General features: G+C 65.9%; 14 protein-coding genes and 1 tRNA gene. 11 read left to right on the top strand and 4 right to left on the bottom strand.

The genetic code is table 11. The annotated features are described in order from the left end of the window. Nucleotides 1-16: 16 nt before the first annotated feature. The 3 genes from AC1DOQ_RS05055 to AC1DOQ_RS05045 all read left to right on the top strand — a co-directional run bounded on the left by AC1DOQ_RS05055 (nt 17) and on the right by AC1DOQ_RS05045 (nt 4,887). The gene (locus AC1DOQ_RS05055; RefSeq protein ID WP_477360887.1) at nt 17-1,993 is read left to right on the top strand and encodes an Ig-like domain-containing protein; all 1,977 of its coding nucleotides are present in this window, start codon (nt 17-19) and stop codon (nt 1,991-1,993) included. Between the two features lie 87 nt (nt 1,994-2,080). Continuing rightward, on the top strand, nt 2,081-3,751 hold the full coding sequence (gene aroKB, locus AC1DOQ_RS05050) for a bifunctional shikimate kinase/3-dehydroquinate synthase AroKB (protein ID WP_477360885.1): 1,671 nt from the start codon (nt 2,081-2,083) through the stop codon (nt 3,749-3,751). After that, on the top strand, nt 3,748-4,887 hold the full coding sequence (locus tag AC1DOQ_RS05045; protein ID WP_477360883.1) for a deoxyguanosinetriphosphate triphosphohydrolase: 1,140 nt from the start codon (nt 3,748-3,750) through the stop codon (nt 4,885-4,887). The genes aroKB and AC1DOQ_RS05045 overlap by 4 nt, the downstream gene beginning before the upstream one ends. A gap of 193 nt (nt 4,888-5,080) precedes the next feature. Here the strand turns inward: AC1DOQ_RS05045 and mutY are convergent, their stop codons facing one another. Genes mutY through mutM form a run of 3 tightly spaced genes read right to left on the bottom strand, consistent with a single transcriptional unit; the run spans nt 5,081 to nt 9,025 of the window. Beyond that, nucleotides 5,081-6,199, bottom strand: a complete 1,119-nt coding sequence (gene mutY, locus AC1DOQ_RS05040) for an A/G-specific adenine glycosylase (protein WP_477360881.1) — start codon at nt 6,197-6,199, stop codon at nt 5,081-5,083. Then, nucleotides 6,196-8,157 (bottom strand): dynamin family protein, encoded by a 1,962-nt coding sequence (locus AC1DOQ_RS05035; RefSeq protein ID WP_477360879.1) that lies wholly within the window; start codon nt 8,155-8,157, stop codon nt 6,196-6,198. The genes mutY and AC1DOQ_RS05035 overlap by 4 nt, the downstream gene beginning before the upstream one ends. Nucleotides 8,158-8,179: 22 nt before the next feature. Continuing rightward, complete coding sequence (gene mutM, locus AC1DOQ_RS05030) at nt 8,180-9,025, bottom strand: bifunctional DNA-formamidopyrimidine glycosylase/DNA-(apurinic or apyrimidinic site) lyase (RefSeq protein WP_477360877.1); 846 nt, start codon at nt 9,023-9,025, stop codon at nt 8,180-8,182. A gap of 117 nt (nt 9,026-9,142) precedes the next feature. Here mutM and AC1DOQ_RS05025 point away from each other — a divergent pair, with 117 nt between their 5' ends. The 7 genes from AC1DOQ_RS05025 to pth all read left to right on the top strand — a co-directional run bounded on the left by AC1DOQ_RS05025 (nt 9,143) and on the right by pth (nt 15,359). Further along, the gene (locus AC1DOQ_RS05025) at nt 9,143-10,948 is read left to right on the top strand and encodes a tetratricopeptide repeat protein (RefSeq protein ID WP_477360875.1); all 1,806 of its coding nucleotides are present in this window, start codon (nt 9,143-9,145) and stop codon (nt 10,946-10,948) included. A gap of 85 nt (nt 10,949-11,033) precedes the next feature. Beyond that, nucleotides 11,034-11,645, top strand: coding sequence for an outer membrane lipoprotein LolB (locus tag AC1DOQ_RS05020; RefSeq protein ID WP_477360873.1), 612 nt, complete (start codon nt 11,034-11,036; stop codon nt 11,643-11,645). A 1-nt stretch (nt 11,646) separates the two neighbouring features. After that, nucleotides 11,647-12,546, top strand: a complete 900-nt coding sequence (gene ispE / locus AC1DOQ_RS05015) for a 4-(cytidine 5'-diphospho)-2-C-methyl-D-erythritol kinase (protein WP_477360871.1) — start codon at nt 11,647-11,649, stop codon at nt 12,544-12,546. A 78-nt stretch (nt 12,547-12,624) separates the two neighbouring features. Next, nucleotides 12,625-12,701 (top strand) — tRNA-Gln (locus AC1DOQ_RS05010). Nucleotides 12,702-12,856: 155 nt separating this feature from the next. Then, nucleotides 12,857-13,807 carry a ribose-phosphate pyrophosphokinase gene (locus tag AC1DOQ_RS05005; protein WP_477360869.1) on the top strand — a complete coding sequence of 317 codons (951 nt, stop codon included), beginning with the start codon at nt 12,857-12,859 and terminating at the stop codon, nt 13,805-13,807. Between the two features lie 245 nt (nt 13,808-14,052). Next, entirely contained in the window at nt 14,053-14,640 is a 588-nt protein-coding gene (locus AC1DOQ_RS05000) for a 50S ribosomal protein L25/general stress protein Ctc (protein ID WP_477360867.1), read from the top strand. Nucleotides 14,641-14,774: 134 nt separating this feature from the next. After that, a complete protein-coding gene (gene pth, locus AC1DOQ_RS04995) occupies nt 14,775-15,359 on the top strand; it encodes an aminoacyl-tRNA hydrolase (protein ID WP_441934890.1) in 585 nt (194 codons plus the stop codon). A 30-nt stretch (nt 15,360-15,389) separates the two neighbouring features. Here pth and AC1DOQ_RS04990 read toward each other — a convergent pair whose 3' ends face one another. Beyond that, nucleotides 15,390-16,832, bottom strand: a complete 1,443-nt coding sequence (locus tag AC1DOQ_RS04990) for an HD domain-containing phosphohydrolase (protein WP_477360865.1) — start codon at nt 16,830-16,832, stop codon at nt 15,390-15,392. Nucleotides 16,833-16,876: 44 nt separating this feature from the next. Between AC1DOQ_RS04990 and AC1DOQ_RS04985 the strand changes: the two genes are divergently transcribed. Next, nucleotides 16,877-17,359, top strand: coding sequence for a GNAT family N-acetyltransferase (locus AC1DOQ_RS04985; RefSeq protein ID WP_477360863.1), 483 nt, complete (start codon nt 16,877-16,879; stop codon nt 17,357-17,359). Nucleotides 17,360-17,362: the final 3 nt, after the last annotated feature.

The raw sequence follows: 17,362 nt of genomic DNA, 5'->3' as shown, positions 1-17,362 counted from the left end.
CAAGAAGAAGGCAGACATGAGCAATACCAACATCGCGCGCCGCGGCGCGCCCGTCGCCACAGCCCTGCTGATGGCGCTGGTACTGAGCGCCTGCGGCGGCGGCGGCGGCAACCCTGGCGCCGTGACCGGCGGCGGCAGCGGTTCCACCGGCAGCGGCGGCACCGGCACCGGCGGCACCACCGTGACCGCCAGCCCGACCGTGAGCGTGGGCTTTACCGGCGCCGGCGGCGCGGCATCGAACGCCCTGTCGAGCGCGACCCCGCTGACGGTCAAGGCGACCGTGCTGGACGCGAACAAGAAGCCGGTGCCGAACGCGATCGTCACCTTCGCCACCGACAACAACCTGGCGGTATTCTCGCCCTCGTCGGGCACCGCGCTGACCGACGTGAACGGCATCGCCAGCGTCACCATGCGTCCGGCCAGCGCAGCCTCGGGCGGCGCCGGCACCGTCACCGCCACCAGCACCGTGGCCGGCAGCGCCGTGACGGGCACCTCGAACTACTCGGTCGGCGCCACCTCGCTGTCCTTCGGCGCCATGAGCGCTTCGGCCGCCTCGATCCAGGCCTACGAATCGACCGACCTGTCGGTGAGCGTGCTGAGCGGCGGCGCCGCCTACACCGCGCAGCCGGTCAACGTCAGCTTCAGGTCGGACTGCGCCGACAAGGGCAAGGCGACCCTGGCCGCCACCGTGGCGACCAACAACGGCGTCGCCAGGACCGTCTACCGCGACAAGGGCTGCGGCACCAGCGATGTGATCACCGTGTCGGCGGACGGCATCTCCACCCAGGCCACGCTGTCGCTGACGATCGCGCCGCCGCGCGCGGCCTCGGTGCAGTTCGCCTCGGCGTCGCCGACCAACCAGTCGCTGGTGGTGCAGGGGCAGGGCGGCATCAACCGTACCGAAACCGCGCTGCTCACCTTCAAGGTCGTCGATACCTTCGGCAACCCGCTGGCCGGCCAGCAGGTCACCTTCCAGCGTTACCCGGACACGGCCGACGTCACGATCAACAAGCTCAGCGATACCACCGACGCCAGCGGCAACGTGGTGACCACCGTGAATTCGGGCACCACCGCCACCACGTTCAAGGTGCGTGCCACCTTGCCGAACACGGGCGTCAACGGCAGTCCGGATATCTCGACCCTGTCGGACTCGATCGTCGTGACCACCGGCAAGCCGGTGCAGCGCGCGTTCTCGATCGCGACCGACAAGTTCAATTTCGAAGGCTGGAACGTCCAGAGTTCGCCGGGCAATCCGGCGGCCACGGTCTCGGTCAGCCTGGGTGACGCCTTCTCCAACCCGGTGCCGGACGGTACCCCGGTGGTCTTCCAGACCAACCTGGGCATCATCGGCACGTCCGACAAGGGCGGCTGCAACACCACCAACGGCACTTGCGCGGTGCCGCTGCGCGCCCAGGCGCCGTTCACCGCCACCCCGGGCGTGCCGGTCACGCCCTGCAACAGCATCACCCCGGACAGCACCCGCCCGGGCCTGGCGACGATCTGCGCCAGCACCACCGACGGCACCAACTTCCTGACGGCCCGCACCGCGGTGTTCTTCAGCAGTGGGCGCGCCGTGAACACGCTCATGAACGGCAACAAGGTATCCTTCGATGCCCTGACCCCGAACGACCTGGGCGCGATCAGCGCCAGCGCAACCAAGGTGTTCCAGCTGCAGTTCAACGACGTGAACTTCAACCCCTTGCCGGCAGGCAGTACGGTGGCGATCACGAGCATGCTCAACGCTAACGCGGCGGCGGTCCAGCCGGCCACCGTGCCGAACATCGCACCGCATAGCAGCAGCAACGTGGACGATCCGAGCGGCATCGCGGTCAGCGGCAACCAGGGTTCGATCCACACCTTCAGCATTTCGGGCTCGAATCCGACCAACTGCACGACCACCGTACAGTCCTCGTTCAACGTCACCGTCACCACGCCGGCGCCGTTCAATACGGTAACGACCATTCCTTTTAAACTCACGTTCACCTGCCCGTAATACAATGCACTGAAACCGGTAGCAACTGAACGAATCACGCGGCGGCCAGGTTACCCTGGCCGTTTGCTTTTTGAGCGATCGAGAATAGTGCCTCACTGCAAGAACAACAACATCTTCCTCGTCGGCCTGATGGGTGCCGGCAAGACGACCATCGGCCGCCTGCTGGCGCGCCGCCTGGGCATGCACTTCGTCGATTCGGACCACGAGATCGAAGCCCGCACCGGCGCCTCGGTGCCCTGGATCTTCGAGATCGAAGGCGAGCCCAGCTTCCGCCGGCGCGAAGCCGACATGATCCGCGAACTGACGGCCGGCAGCGGCCTGGTGCTGGCTACCGGCGGCGGCGCGGTGCTGAATCCGGACAGCCGGCGCCTGCTGTCCGAGCGCGGCACCGTGATCTACCTGCGGGCCAGCGTCAACAGCATCCTGGCGCGCACCTCGCACGACAAGAACCGCCCGCTGCTGCAGACCGCCGATCCGCGCAAGAAACTGGAAGACCTGACCGCGCAGCGCGAGCCCCTGTACCGCGAGATCGCCGACCTCGTCATCGACACCGGCCGGCCTAACGTACAATCGATGGTTCAGACAATACTGGACCAGCTGGCCGCGCTGGATGCGGCGCGCCAGCGGACCAAGGCACGCACACACATGAACGAACAAGCCTGTACTACCCTTAACGTCGACCTGGGCGAACGTAGCTATCCGATCCTGATCGGACGCGGACTTTTAGAGGACGGCGAACTGCTGACCCGTCACATCGGCGCCGGCGGCGGCAAGATCGCGATCGTCACCAACACCACGATCGCGCCGCTGTACCTGGAAAAGGTGGCGGCGCCGCTGCGCGCGAGCGGACGCGAGATCGTCACCATCGTGCTGCCGGACGGCGAGGAATATAAGAACTGGCAGAGCCTGAACCTGGTGTTCGACGCCCTGCTGGCGAATAAATGCGACCGCAAGACCACCCTGGTGGCGCTGGGCGGTGGCGTGATCGGCGACCTGACCGGCTATGCGGCCGCCAGCTACATGCGCGGCGTGCCCTTCGTGCAGATCCCGACGACCCTGCTGTCCCAGGTCGATTCCTCGGTGGGCGGCAAGACCGGCATCAACCACCCGCTCGGCAAGAACATGATCGGCGCCTTTTACCAGCCGCGCGCCGTGATCGCGGATACGGCGACGCTGGACACCCTGCCGGCCCGCGAGCTGTCGGCCGGCCTGGCGGAAGTGATCAAGCATGGCGCCGTGCTGGATCTGTCCTTCTTCGAGTGGATCGAGGCGAACATCGGCAAGCTGGTGGCGCGCGAGCCAGGCGCGCTGGCCCACGCCATCCTGCGCTCCTGCGAGATCAAGGCCGACGTGGTCCGCCGCGACGAGCGCGAAGGCGGCCTGCGCGCGGTGCTGAACTTCGGCCACACCTTCGGCCACGCGATCGAGAACGGCCTCGGCTACGGCGAGTGGCTGCACGGCGAAGCGGTCGGCTGCGGCATGGTGATGGCGGCCGACCTCTCGCACCGCCTCGGCCTGCTCGGTGCCGACGACGCCCTGCGCGTGCGCCGCCTGGTGAAGGCGGCCGGGCTGCCGGTCGAAGCGCCGGACCTGGGTGCCGAGCGCTGGATCGAGCTGATGGAAGTCGACAAGAAGAACGAGGGCGGCGCCATCAAGTTCATCCTGCTCAAGCCCCTGGGCAGCCCGAGCATCACCGGCGCGCCGCGGGAGCAGCTGCTGGCGACCCTGGACGCCAACGTCACGAGGAACCGGGGATGATCGATTTCGACGCCCACCTGGCACCTTATGCGGCGCACTCGTCGAAGTCCCGTGGGCGTCGCCATCCCGAACCCGCGGCCGGCTCGCGCAGCGAATTCCAGCGCGACCGCGACCGCATCATCCACTCCACCGCCTTCCGCCGGCTGGAATACAAGACCCAGGTCTTCCTGAACCACGAGGGCGACCTGTTCCGCACCCGCCTGACCCACTCGATCGAAGTCGCCCAGATCGCGCGCACCCTGGCGCGCAGCCTGCGCCTGAATGAGGACCTGGTCGAAGCGGTTTCGCTGGCCCACGACCTCGGCCACACGCCCTTCGGCCACGTCGGCCAGGACGTGCTGAACGAATGCATGAAGGACCACGGCGGCTTCGAGCACAACCTGCAGAGCCTGCGCGTGGTCGACCATCTCGAGGAGCACTACGGCGCCTTCGACGGCCTGAACCTGACCTTCGAAACGCGCGAAGGCATCCTGAAGCACTGCTCGCTGGCGAATGCGCGCCAGTTGGGGGAACTCGGCCAGCGCTTCATCGACAGGCACCAGCCCAGCCTGGAAGCCCAGCTGGCCAACCTGGCCGACGAGATCGCGTACAACAACCACGACATCGACGATGGCCTGCGCTCCGGCCTGCTGACCATGAAGCAGATGGAAGAGGTCGAACTGTTCGCGCGCCTGCACCACCAGGTCGTGCGGCAGTATCCGGGCCTGCCGGGCCGGCGCGAGCTGTACGAGACGATCCGCCTGATGATCACGGCGATGACGGCCGACCTGGTCGAGACCTCGGCGGCACTGCTGCTCGAGGCGGCCCCGAACAGCATCGACGAGGTGCGCGCGGGACCGCCGCTGATCCGCTTTTCGCCGAAGATGCGCGAAGAGACCACGGCCCTGAAACGCTTCCTGTACGCCAACCTCTACCGCCACTACAAGGTCAACCGCATGCGGGTGAAAGCCAGCCGCATCGTGCGCGAACTCTTCGACGCCTTCATGACGGACCCGGTGCTGCTGCCTTTCGACTACCAGCTGGCCTCCGGCGACACCATGAAGCAGGCCCACAAGATCGCCGACTACATCGCGGGCATGACGGACCGCTACGCGATCCGCGAGCACAAGCGCATCTTCTCGCTGGACGAGTTGTAAAAATTCGGGGTCAGAGCACTTTTCGGCCTAAATTCGGGGTCAGAGCACTTTTTCGAACAATTCCTCGCGCGTAATACCATCAGCCAGCCAAGCTGCCGGCTTGCATGACGGCCTTGCGTAAGCTGCCTAAAAAGATGGCAGTAGGACATTGCCCAAAAAAGTGCTCTGACCCCGAATTTGACCCCGAATTTGTTCAGCCGAACAGGGAGGGCTGGCCCAGCTGGCCCAGCAGTTTCTTGATGGGTGCCGGCAGGGCGGCTTCGTCGATTCGGGACAGGTCCCACCACAGGTAGCCGGCCGGGAGTTCGGCGCGCGACGTCAGCCCGATCCGGTAGGGGTGGATGTGCAGCCTGTAGTGCGTGAAGCCGTGTTCCAGCGGCAGCAGGGTTTCCGTCTCGTCGACCGTGCCGAATTTCTCCGCCGCCTCCGACGCCGCGCCCGCGTCGAGTTCCTCGTCCTCGTCCAGCGCCACATGGCCGCCGACTTCCGGCATCGACAGCAGGCCGCCCCAGATTCCGGTGCCGGGCCGCTGCTCGAGCAGCACCTGGCCGCGGTCGATCACGACCAGCATCTGCGCGCGCTTTTCCGGCGTCGCCTTTTTCGGCTTGCGCACCGGCAGTTCGGCGGTGCGGCTAGTGGCGTGGGCCACGCAGCGATCCTGCAGCGGACAGCGGCCGCAGTCGGGCTTCGAGCGCGTGCACAGGGTCGCGCCCAGGTCCATCAGGCCCTGGGTATAGGATTCGATCCCCTCGCCACCTGCAGGCAGCAGCGCCTCGGCGCGGCGCCACAGGGCGTCTTCGACCGGCTTCAGGCCGGGATACTGGTCGATGCCGAACACGCGCGCGAACACGCGCTTGACGTTCCCGTCCAGGATCGCGGCGCGCGTACCGCTGGAAAACGCGGAGATGGCGGCGGCGGTCGAGCGGCCGATGCCCGGCAGGTCGGCCAGCAGCGCCGGATCGGACGGGAACACGCCGCCGTATTCGGCGACCACGCGGCGCGCGCAGGCATGCAGGTTGCGCGCCCGGGTGTAGTAACCCAGGCCCGCCCAATACGCCATGACCTCATCCACAGTGGCTTCGGCCAGCGCCTGCACGGTCGGGAAGCGCTCCAGGAAGCGCGCGTAATAGCCCAGCACCGCGGCCACCTGGGTCTGCTGCAGCATGATCTCGGACAGCCAGATGCGGTAGGCGTCGCGCGTGTTCTGCCAGGGCAGGGCGTGGCGGCCGTGCTGGCGCTGCCAGTCGATCACGGCGCGTGAAAAGCCGGGATCTTCCAGCTCGCTGATATCGAATTCGGTCAATCTTTTCATGCAGTTTCCAAAATCTGCGATGCCGTCACCGCCGGCGAAGAAGCCGGCGAAGAAGCCAGCGGCGCATCCAGCACCCGCGTCACCGCGCCCGTCAAGGTGGACAATTTCGCCTTGACCTGCTCAAGTTCCTGCTGGGCCGATTCGAAGGCGGCGATCTTCTGTTCCAGGCTTTCAGTCGCGTCGTGGATGCGCTGGATCGACGACTGCCGGTGCCGCAGCTGCTCGCGGTGCTGGCGGATCTGCGCTTCCAGCGGCGCCATGATCACCTTCAGCCAGGCCTCGACGTCGGCATTCGCGGCGCGGAAGGTGTGCTTGACGCGCGCCGCGATGGTGTCGACGAAGCGCTCCAGCATCGTGCCGCGGCTGGTGATCAGGAGGGTCGCGGTGCCGGACTGCTTCTGCCAGATCGCCTCGACGGCGTCGACTTCGCTGCGGTAGCGCGCCAGCGACAGGGGCATCGGCATCGCCAGCGCCAGGCCGTGCTCGGCCGAGAAGCGGCGGTACATGGTCTCCATCATCGCACCGATCTCGCCGATCTTCGCGGTGGAGGCGTCCAGGCTGGCGCGCGCCTCGTCGAAGAAAGTCCGTACCGGCGCGCGCATGCCGGTGGCGAACAGCACGCCTTCCATTGCGGTGCGCACCGCATCGACCTGTTCCTGCAGCACGTCCATGCCGATGCTGCTGTACAGCTCCGTCGACAGGGTCGCGAACACGGCGCGCGTGCCCTGCAGCTTGAACAGGCTGGCGTCGAATTCCTTCTTCTCCATCTCGACGCGGCGCATCATGTGGGCGATCACGCCCTGGTTCTTGCCGCGCAGGCTTTGCAGCTCCTGCAACTGCTCGACCAGGTCGCGGATGCGCGCGCCCAGCAGCGCCTGCTGGCCGGCCGTGATGGCGTCCATGTCCTCGCGCAGCTGGCGGCGCAGGATGTCCTGGCGCGCCGGAATGAGTTCGTTGAACAGGGCCGATTCCAGCAGCCCGATGCGGCTTTTCTCGAACAGCGCCATGTCCTGGTTGACGCGCCCGACCAGGCCCTTCTGGGCCGAGACCGGGAACACCTGGGATGTCTCGAGGCCCAGCAGCTGGGCCGCGCCGGCCTGCTGGCGCGCGATCGCGGCCTCGTTCTCCGCTTCCGTGCGCAGCTCGTCCCACAGGGCGTCGATCTTGTTCAGCACGACGATGCGTCCCGGGCCGGCCCCGATATGGGTGCGCCAGACTTCGATGTCGCTCTTCGTCACGCCGGTCTCGGCGGCCAGGATGAACAGCACCGCGTGCGCGTTCGGGATCAGGTTGAGGGTCAGTTCCGGCTCGGTGCCGATCGCGTTCAGGCCTGGGGTGTCGAGGATGACCAGGCCCTGCTTGAGCAGCGGATGCGGGAAGTTGATCAGCGCATGCCGCCATTGCGGGATCTCGACCAGGCCGTCGTCGCCGAGGGCCCCTAGCAGGTCGGGGTCTTCCGGATCGTAGAGGCCGTAGCTGCGCGCCTCGTCGACGCTCACGCGGCGCGTCAGGCTGACCTGGCGGAAGGTCTCGATCATGCGCTCGGGCGATTCGAGGTCGAGCGGCAGCACGGTCCAGGCGGCGGGATCCTCGCGGTAGTCGCTGGTGGCCAGGCGCCCGGCGCGGGTCTCGATCGGCAGCAGGCGGATGCAGGCCGGCAGCTGCGGCTCCCAGGCCAGCTCGGTCGGGCACATGGTGGTGCGGCCGGGACTGGACGGCACGATGCGCTGGCCGTAGTCGGCAAAGAAGATCGCGTTGATCAGCTCCGATTTGCCGCGCGAGAACTCGGCCACGAAGGCCACCGACAGGCGGTCGTCGCGGACCCGGGCCAGGGCCCGCGCCAGCCGCTGTTCGGCCGCGCCGTCCAGCAGTTCGGCCGCTTGCACCCAGCCGCGGTAGCGTTCCAGCGCCTCGGCGACGCTGGCGCGCCAGGCCCCGTATTGTTGAATATCTTGCATTGTTGTGCCGCCTATCTTTGGCTTACTTCTGGCAGGTCGCGCAGTAGAACGTCGACCGCTGGCCCTGGACGATCTGGCGCACGGGCGCGCCACAGTTTCTGCAAGGCACTCCTGCACGATCATAGACGAAATATGTCTGCTGGAAATATCCGGACTGACCATTTACTGCAATAAAGTCACGCAGAGTACTGCCACCTTGCACAATCGCGGCGGCAAGGATCTCGCGGATGGCCTCGGCCAGCCTGTCGTAGCGGGCACGGCTGATGCGCGAGGCCGCCGTCTTCGGATTGATGCCGGCGCGGAACAGGCTCTCGCAGGCGTAGATATTGCCGACCCCGACCACGATGTCGCCGGCCAGCAGCACCTGCTTGATGGGCGCGTTGCGCCGCCGCGTCTCGCGGTGGAGCAGGGCGCCGGAGAAACCGTCCTCGAGCGGTTCGACGCCCAGGCCGCGCAGCAGGATGTGCTGCTCGAGTTCGCCGTCGTCGTTGCCGTGCCAGAGCACGGCGCCGAAGCGGCGCGGATCGTGCAGGCGCAGCACGCGCCGGCTTTCGGGACCCGCGTGTTTCTCCCGGACGACCAGGTCGAAGTGGTCGTGCTTCTTCAGCTCGACGCCTTCCGGCAGCACCCGCAGGTGGCCGGACATGCCGAGGTGGACGATCAGGGTGCCGTGCTCGAAATGGATCAGCAAATACTTGCCGCGGCGGCTGGTCGACAGGATTTCGCGGCCTGCCAGCAGCGCGTCCAGGTTCGGCGGAAACGGCCAGCGCAGGCCCTCGCGCCGCAGCACGACCTGTTCGACGACACGGCCTTCCAGGTGCGGAGCGACGCCGCGCCGAGTGACTTCTACTTCCGGGAGTTCGGGCATATCAGGGAAAGATGCAGGGAAGAACAGTGGAAAAGTATGTAAATTCGTGTTGCAACGGCGCACGCGCGGCAGGCGTTAAGCGTAGAATCGGTCCATCTTGTTGATGCGGGATCGACCTTGAAAAACACTTTCGCCATTGTAACCCTCTCGGCCCTGCTGTCTGCATGCGCTGTGGCGCCCAAGCAGCAGCCGGCCAGCCAGGCCGACCATTCCGACCAGCCGCTCGCCGCCGCCGAGGCGCAACGCCGCGCCGCCGCCGGCGAGCCGGCCCAGGACAGCGCCCAGCAGGGGGACGAGCAACTGCCGAACGTGACGATGACGCCCCAGATGATGTCCCAGCTCATGGCTGCCGAGCTGGCGTACAAGAAGGGCGACTGGCAGGGTCCCTACCTCACGCTGATGAGCCTGGCCCAGCAGACCAGGGATCCGCGCCTGGCCAAGCGCGCCGCCGAGATGGCGCTGTCGGCCAAGCAGCCCGACGACGCCCTCGCTGCGGTGAAGCTGTGGCGCCAGTACGCGCCCAACTCCGACGAGGCCAATCAGTACTATCTGGGGCTGGTAGTCCTGTCCGACAACCTCTCCGAAGCGGAAAATGTGCTGAAGCAGCGCCTGGCCGACGCCACCCCGGGCGCCCGCGGCCTGGTGATGTTCCAGATGCAGCAATTGGTGATGCGCGCCAAGGACAAGGACGCCGCCATCGCCATGCTCGATCGCCTGGTCGCGCCCTACGGCAACATGATGGAAACCCACGTGGTGCTGGCCCAGTCCGCGCTGGCGCGCGGCGCGCGGGAAGACGCCTTGCGCGAAGCCCGCGCCGCGCTGCAGATCAAGCCGGATTCCGAGATCGCCGTCCTGACCCTGGCCCAGGTGACGGAAGGCGACGAACAGTCGGCGAAGGTGCTGGCCGACTTCCTGGCCACCCATCCGGACGCCAAGGAAGTGCGCACCGCCTACGCCCGCCTGCTGGTCAACGCCAAGCAGTACGAGGCCGCGCGCAAGGAATTCCTGGCGCTCGACAAGGCCCAGCCGAACAATCCCGGCACCCTGTACGCGCTCGGCATCCTGTCGATGCAGATGAACGACAACCAGGGCGCCGAGCAGTACTTCACGCGCTTCGTCGACGTCATGGAAAAGGCCCCGGAAGAGGAGCGCGACCCGACCAAGGCCGTGCTGATCCTGTCCCAGCTGGCCGAGGACCGCGGCGACATCCCGGGCGCGCTGGCCTGGCTCGACCGCCTCGACACGAATGACCCGAAGATCCAGTTCGGCTCCGACCTGCGCCGCGCCCAGCTGACTGCCAAGCAGGGCGACCTGGCCGGCGCCCGCAAGCTGCTGGGCACGCTCAAGCCCGCGGAGCCGGCCGAGCAGGCCCAGGTCCTGCTGGTCGAAGCCCAGCTGCTGCGCGACGCCGGCAAGAACCAGGAAGCCTTCAAGCTGATGGAGCAGGGCCTCAAGCGCTTCCCGGACAACACGGATTTCCTGTACGACTACGCACTGATGGCCGAGAAGATGGGCAAGCCCGCGGTGATGGAAAAGGCGCTGCGCCAGGTGATCGCCAAGGCGCCGGACAACCAGCACGCGTACAACGCCCTCGGCTATTCGCTGGCGGACCGCAACGTGCGCCTGAAGGAAGCCTACCAGCTGATCGACAAGGCCCAGAAGATGGCGCCGACCGATCCCTTCATCATGGACAGCATGGGCTGGGTCCAATACCGCATGGGCAAGCTGGACGAAGCCGAAGCCCAGCTGCGCAAGGCCTACGCGCTGCGCAACGATCCGGAGATCGCCGTCCACCTGGGCGAGGTCCTGTGGAAGAAGGGCCAGCACGACGATGCGCGCAAGCTGTGGCGCGAGGCGCGGGCCAAGGATCCGAAGAACGATGCGCTCAAAAGTACGCTGACGCGACTGCGCGCATCGCTTTGAAAGAATCTTTCAAAAAATAAGCCATTTGAAATAAAATTTCACAACAACGTCGCCCCCGCGCAGGCGGGGGGCCAAGTTTGCACCGATGCCGATCAAGTTTCCATTTCGCCTGCTAGCAGCCGCCACCATCGCCTTCACCCTGGCAGGCTGCGCGACCTCCACCGCCAATCTCTCCACCGCCTCGGTCGCCGCCTACCGCGACACCATCGACCTGAACGGCAAGATCGCGGTGACCTACCTGAACAATAACGAGACGAACCGGGTTGGCGGCAAATTCAGTTGGACCCAGCGCCCGGGCCACATCGAGGTATCGATGTTCGACCCCTTCGGCCAGACCGTTGCCGAGATCAGCGTCACGCCGGACTCCGCCACGCTGACCCAGCCCAAGCGCGAACCGCGCACGGAAAAGGACATCGACACGCTGACCCGGCAGGCGCTCGGCTACTCCCTGCCGGTGGCCGGCCTGCGCGACTGGCTGCAAGGCTATGCCACGGACGCCCAGGGCAAACGCTTCGTGGCATCGCCGGCCAACAACAATGTGTTCACGCGCGATGGCTGGAGCCTGCGCTTTGCCGAGTGGCAGGACAAGCCGGGCCCGAACGGTGCGCCGCTGCCCAAGCTCATCCAGGCTAACCGCGGCGCCACCGCGGAGAGCGGTGACCTGTCGATCAGCATCACGATCTTCCCGGAAAGCTGAGATGGCGCCGTCTTCCCTGCACGGCTGCCCCGCGCCAGCCAAGCTCAACCTGTTCCTGCACGTGACCGGCCGCCGCCCGGACGGCTATCACCTGCTGCAATCGGTGTTCCAGCTGATCGATAAAAGCGACACCCTCGACTTCGACCTGCGCGACGACGACCTCATCGTGCGCGTCAACGACGTGCCCGGCGTGCCGGCAGAGCAGGACCTGATCGTGCGTGCCCTGCGTGCGCTGCAGGCCGAGTTCCAGCGCCGCCACGGCAGGCTGCCGCCCGGCATCAGCGTGCGCATCGACAAGCGCCTGCCGATGGGTGGCGGGCTGGGCGGCGGATCGTCGGATGCCGCCACCGCGCTGATGGCCGCGAATCATTTGTGGCAGGCCGGCCTGAGCGATGCGGAGCTGATGGCGATCGGCCTGCCGCTGGGCGCCGACATCCCCTTCTTCCTGTTCGGCGAGACCGCATTTGCCGAGGGCGTAGGGGAGGCGTTGCAGGCGGTGCCGGGGCCGGATTGCTGGTATGTGGTGATCGAGCCTGGTGTTTCCGTGCCAACGGCAGCAATTTTTACGGCACCCGATTTGACAAGAAACACTAAACCCGTCAGAATAGCGGACTTCCTAGGGCATCAAGCCGAATCGAAAGATTCAGCGGGGTTCGGGAAAAATGATTTGCAGGACGTGGCAGTTCGCCTGTTCCCGCCGGTAGCAGAGGCGGTCGAATGGTTGGGTGGTCATGGAGCGGCCAGGATGACTGGCTCCGGAGCGTGCGTGTTCAGCGCGTTTTCCACAGAGCAAGAAGCAGAGCAGGTGCTGAAGCAGGTACCGGCGAAGTGGACAGCGTGGAAAGCAAGTTCGCTAACGAAACATCCGATGAAATCGCTCTTGCAAATCAACGAGTTGTAGAATAAAATTTTGCCTGTCAGCGCAACGGCAACAAGCCAAAGCGGTGATAAGAAGCAAAAGCAGTACAAGTTTCAGTGTAGGGGAATCGCCAAGCTGGTTAAGGCACCGGATTTTGATTCCGGCATACCAAGGTTCGAATCCTTGTTCCCCTGCCAAAGATTTTGCCTGAACTGTGGATGACTAGTGCTCCAGCAGGCAATAGAAGTGGGAGCCGCCTAGAGCGGCCCATTTTTTTTGTAGTCCAAGCGTTAATCTTCTTGCATTAACGACTTTTCAGTTTCTTTCAACGCTTACTCTTCTGGGACTCCCCATGGCTTACGAAAACCTGATGGTTTTTACCGGCAATGCCAATCCGGCGCTAGCAGAAGGGGTCGCAAAAAACCTCGGCATTCCGCTTGGCAAGGCCGTGGTCTCGAAGTTCTCCGATGGCGAAGTAATGGTCGAAATCAACGAGAACGTTCGTGGCAAGGACGTCTTCGTTCTGCAATCGACCTGCGCTCCCACCAATGACAACCTGATGGAAATCATGCTGATGGTCGACGCTCTGAAGCGCGCATCGGCAGGCCGCATCACCGCGGCGATTCCCTACTTCGGCTATGCCCGCCAGGACCGTCGCCCGCGCTCGGCGCGTGTCGCGATCTCGGCCAAGGTGGTCGCCAACATGCTGCAGGAAGCCGGCGTGGAACGTGTGCTGATCATGGATCTGCACGCCGACCAGATCCAGGGCTTCTTCGACATCCCGGTCGACAACATCTACGCATCGCCGATCCTGCTGGGCGACCTGCAGAAGCGCAACTACGACGACCTGCTGGTGGTGTCGCCGGACGTCGGCGGCGTGGTGCGCGCCCGTGCGCTGGCCAAGCGCCTCGGCTGCGACCTGGCGATCATCGACAAGCGCCGCCCGAAGGCGAACGTGTCGGAAGTCATGAACATCATCGGTGAAGTCCAGGGCCGTAACTGCGTGATCATGGACGACATGGTCGACACCGCAGGCACCCTGTGCAAGGCCGCCGAAGTCCTGAAAGAGCGTGGCGCCAAGAAAGTCGTGGCGTACTGCACGCACCCGGTCCTGTCCGGCCCGGCCATCGAGCGTATCGCGAATTCGCCGCTGGACGAACTGGTCGTCACCGACACGATCCCGCTGAGCCCGGCTGGCCAGGCTTGCGGCAAGATCCGTCAACTGACCAGCGCGCCGCTGCTGGCCGAAACCTTCAAGCGTATCGTGAAGGGCGACTCGGTCATTTCGCTGTTCGTCGACTAAGAGAATAAGAACGCGGGCACGGGGTGCCCACCCTACATTGAACGGTAGGGTGGGCGCCCCGTGCCCACGTCCATGTCGGAAAAGAACCTGGATCCCCGCCTGCGCGGGGACGATGTTGTCGATTTCTTGAGTGCGTAGCAATGCGCTCATTCCACGGACACCCCTGGTCGCGGGGGTGTTCACAATCCGGGCAACCGGGCCGGAGTCTTCCGGCATTCGTGCCCACTTTATTTTTGGAGTTTCACATGAAAGTAGTCGCATTCAAACGCGAACAGCAAGGTACCGGAGCGAGCCGCCGCCTGCGCAACGCTGGCCAGACCCCTGGCATCATCTACGGTGGCGCCGCTGCCCCGGAACTGATCGCCGTCGACGGCAACGCGTTGTTCCACGCGCTCAAGAAAGAAGCTTTCCACGGTGCCGTTCTGGACCTGGAACTGGATGGCAAGGCTCAGCAAGTGCTGCTGCGCGACTTCCAGATGCACGCATACAAGCAACTCGTCCTGCACGTCGACTTCCAGCGCGTCGATGCTTCGCAAAAGATCCACACCAAGGTCGCTCTGCACTTCGTCAACGCCGAGATCTCGCCGGCAGTCAAGCTGGGCGGCGCCATCGTGTCGCACGTGCTGAACGAACTGGAAGTGTCCTGCCTGCCGGGCCAACTGCCGGAATTCATCACCGTCGACCTGAGCAAGCTGGAAACCGGCGCCTCGGTCCACGTGTCCGACCTGACCCTGCCGGAAGGCGTGACCGTCGTTGCTCACGGCAAAGACCAGACCATCGCCACCTCGTCGGTGCCGCGTGGTGCCGCTACGGCCGAAACCGCTGCCGAGTAATTGTTACTCGCTACCGCTCCTTCGGGAGCGGTTGGGCAAAAACCCGCTGCGACTCGCGTCCGGCGGGTTTTTTGTTTTGTTCAGCCATTCGCGGTTTTCCGCGATAATCGAGTTTTACGCGAACTTGACCGTTTATGCACATCCGCCTGATCGTCGGCCTCGGCAACCCCGGCCCGGAATACGAACAAACCCGCCACAATGCCGGCTTCTGGCTGGTCGACAACCTTGCCAACACCTTGCCCAATTGCCGCCTGCAGCGCGAATCGCGCTTCAACGCCATGGTCGCCAAGACCTCGATCTCGGGCAATGAGGTATGGCTGCTGGAACCGCTGACCTTCATGAACCGCTCCGGCCAGTCGGTAGGCAGCTTGGCGCGCTTCTTCAAGATCGCCCCGGAAGAGATCCTGGTCGTGCACGACGAACTCGACCTGCCGCCCGGCGCAGCCAAGCTCAAGCGCGGTGGTTCCTCGGGCGGCCACAACGGCCTGAAGGACATTACCTCGGCGCTCGGGACCCAGGATTACTGGCGCCTGCGCCTCGGCATCGGCCATCCGCGCACCCTCAACCTGCAGCAGGGCGTGGCCGACTTCGTGCTGCACCGTCCGCGCCGCGAGGAGCAGACCCTGATCGAAGAGGCGATCGACAAGTCGCTGCGCATCATTCCGATGGTTTGCGAGGGCAAGCTGAACCAGGCCACGACGCAATTGCATACCGATTGATGTAGGGTGGGCTCTCCGAGCCCACCCTACCTAGATCAACCCGCGCGTCAGCGCTTTCAAGGTCGCCGCCGGCCGCGAACTCGCCTCCAGCTTCTCGAAGATATGGTCGACGTGGGTGCGCACGCTGGCCGGACTGATCTTCATCGCGCGCGCCGCTTCCCGGCTCGTTTCTCCCAGGCTGATGTGGCGCAGCACCTCGATCTCGCGCGCCGACAGCAGGGGATCGCGGACCGGCGTCACCTTGCCGGGCTTCGGTGCCATCGCCCGCGCCGCCTCGATCACGGCGGCAACCGCCCCGCGGTCGAAGCGTCCGGCGCCGGCCTGGGCCACGAGGAGGGTCCCGGCGGCGGCGTCGCCATGGGCCGGGCGCCAGGGCCGCGGCGAGCACATCGCCGTGTAGGCGGCCGCCACCGCCAATACTCTTTCCTGCATCCCGATCGCTTCGCCGCGCGCCTTGCGGAAGTAGCCGCTGCCGTCCACGCGCTCGTAGACGAAGGAGGCCAAGGTCGCATCCTGGACGATGGCGGGCACCTGGTCGCCGGCGCGCGCGGTCCAGAACGGCACCCGCCGCACCTGGTCCCATTCCAGCACCGACAGTTTTCCCGGGCGCTGCCACACCGCGTTCGGCACCGCCACCCGGCCGATCCCATGCAGCAGGGCGGCCCGCACCAGCGGCTTTTCCTCGAGCGCGATCAGGCCGGCCGGGACCGCGCTGCGCTTGGCCAGCTCCGCCACCCGGCGCGAGTAGCCGGCCAGCCAGGGCAGCTTCAGCTCGATCACGTCGGCGATGATGGTGAGCGGTACGCGGCGGTCGTGGCCGGGATAGTCGGCCGCGCAGGAGGGCTCGTCCAGCGCCGCCAGCCAGTCCTGGGCGTGGGGCAGCAGGCGCTGCACCAAGGTCGCCGGGTATTTGACGCCGGCCCGTTCGCCGATCAGCTTCAGCGCGCTGTCCGTACCGTGGGCCGGCGCCAGCACCTCGAGGTCGCCGGCCAGGCGCACGTAGAATACGGCGCGCGGAATGTTCGGCGCGAACAGCGCATCCTGCATGTCGCCGCGGTGGTGGCTGCCGAACAGGTGGCGCAGGGCTTCCTCGACGTCGCTCGACAAGCCGAGCAGGGCAGCGATGTCGCCCGCGACCTCGCACTGCATCTGGGCCAGCGGCAGTACATTGGGCAGGGTCAGGTTGGGATTGCCGGACATGGTGCGCGTTACCATCGCGTGGCGGCCGAGGACGTCGTCGCCGAGCAGGTTGGCGAAGCCGGCCGCCGTCGCCGTGCTGCCCGACCAGCGCAGCAGCCCGACCAGGCGGGTGCTGGTGCAGGCCTCCGCGGCATCGCCGTTTTCCTCCGCCAGCCGCGCGGCCAGGCGCGCCGTCCGGATCGAGTGATCGGGCGGCAGGCCCATGCTCAGGTCGCCGACCATGGCCAGCACCTGCACGGCATCTTCCACGCTGATGGTTTCGTCGAGTTGCATGGCCATAATGTAACGGCCAACATGAGAGTCAACAAGGAGCACGCATGAAACCACGCATCAGGCGCTATCGCCCGGCCGACCGCAAGGCGGTGCTGGCGGCCTTCCGCAGCAATGTCCCCGACCATTTCCCGGCGTCCGAAGAGGCCTGGCTGCGCTCGGCCCTCGACGAGCCGGACGGCCCCTTCTTCGTCGCGGTCGAGGGGGACGAGGTGGTCGCCTTCGGCGGCTATGAACTCTCGGCGTTCTACGACCTGGGCACGCTGGTGTTCGGCCTGGTGCGCGCCGACCGCCACGGCAGCGGTATCGGCCGCGTCCTGCTGAACTACCGCCTGCTGCACATGGCGGGACGCAAGCTGAAGCCGCGCTGGGTGACGGTCGACACGCATCCGCACACGGCCGGCTTCTTCCAGCGCTGCGGCTTCGAGGTGATCGCGCGCTGGCCCGGCGGCTATCGCTCGGGACGCGAGCGAGTCGACCTGCGTTTCGAATTGAGCGACGAGGCGGTGGCGCGGCTGCGCGCCGTCTAGCGT

It is taken from the genome of Massilia sp. 01N417, from assembly GCF_056399645.1.
The sequence above is the reverse complement of the archived record's forward strand: the minus strand, read 5'-3'. Positions and strand labels throughout refer to the sequence as shown.

Coding starts and splice junctions, on each gene's coding strand:
- AC1DOQ_RS05055 (WP_477360887.1), top strand. CDS start 17: ATGAGCAATACCAACATCGCGCGCCGCGGCGCGCCCGTCGCCACAGCC.
- AC1DOQ_RS05045 (WP_477360883.1), top strand. CDS start 3,748: ATGATCGATTTCGACGCCCACCTGGCACCTTATGCGGCGCACTCGTCG.
- pth (WP_441934890.1), top strand. CDS start 14,775: ATGCACATCCGCCTGATCGTCGGCCTCGGCAACCCCGGCCCGGAATAC.
- AC1DOQ_RS05020 (WP_477360873.1), top strand. CDS start 11,034: ATGCCGATCAAGTTTCCATTTCGCCTGCTAGCAGCCGCCACCATCGCC.
- mutM (WP_477360877.1), bottom strand. CDS start 9,025: ATGCCCGAACTCCCGGAAGTAGAAGTCACTCGGCGCGGCGTCGCTCCG.
- AC1DOQ_RS05005 (WP_477360869.1), top strand. CDS start 12,857: ATGGCTTACGAAAACCTGATGGTTTTTACCGGCAATGCCAATCCGGCG.
- mutY (WP_477360881.1), bottom strand. CDS start 6,199: ATGAAAAGATTGACCGAATTCGATATCAGCGAGCTGGAAGATCCCGGC.
- AC1DOQ_RS05035 (WP_477360879.1), bottom strand. CDS start 8,157: ATGCAAGATATTCAACAATACGGGGCCTGGCGCGCCAGCGTCGCCGAG.
- AC1DOQ_RS04990 (WP_477360865.1), bottom strand. CDS start 16,832: ATGCAACTCGACGAAACCATCAGCGTGGAAGATGCCGTGCAGGTGCTG.
- ispE (WP_477360871.1), top strand. CDS start 11,647: ATGGCGCCGTCTTCCCTGCACGGCTGCCCCGCGCCAGCCAAGCTCAAC.
- AC1DOQ_RS05000 (WP_477360867.1), top strand. CDS start 14,053: ATGAAAGTAGTCGCATTCAAACGCGAACAGCAAGGTACCGGAGCGAGC.
- AC1DOQ_RS04985 (WP_477360863.1), top strand. CDS start 16,877: ATGAAACCACGCATCAGGCGCTATCGCCCGGCCGACCGCAAGGCGGTG.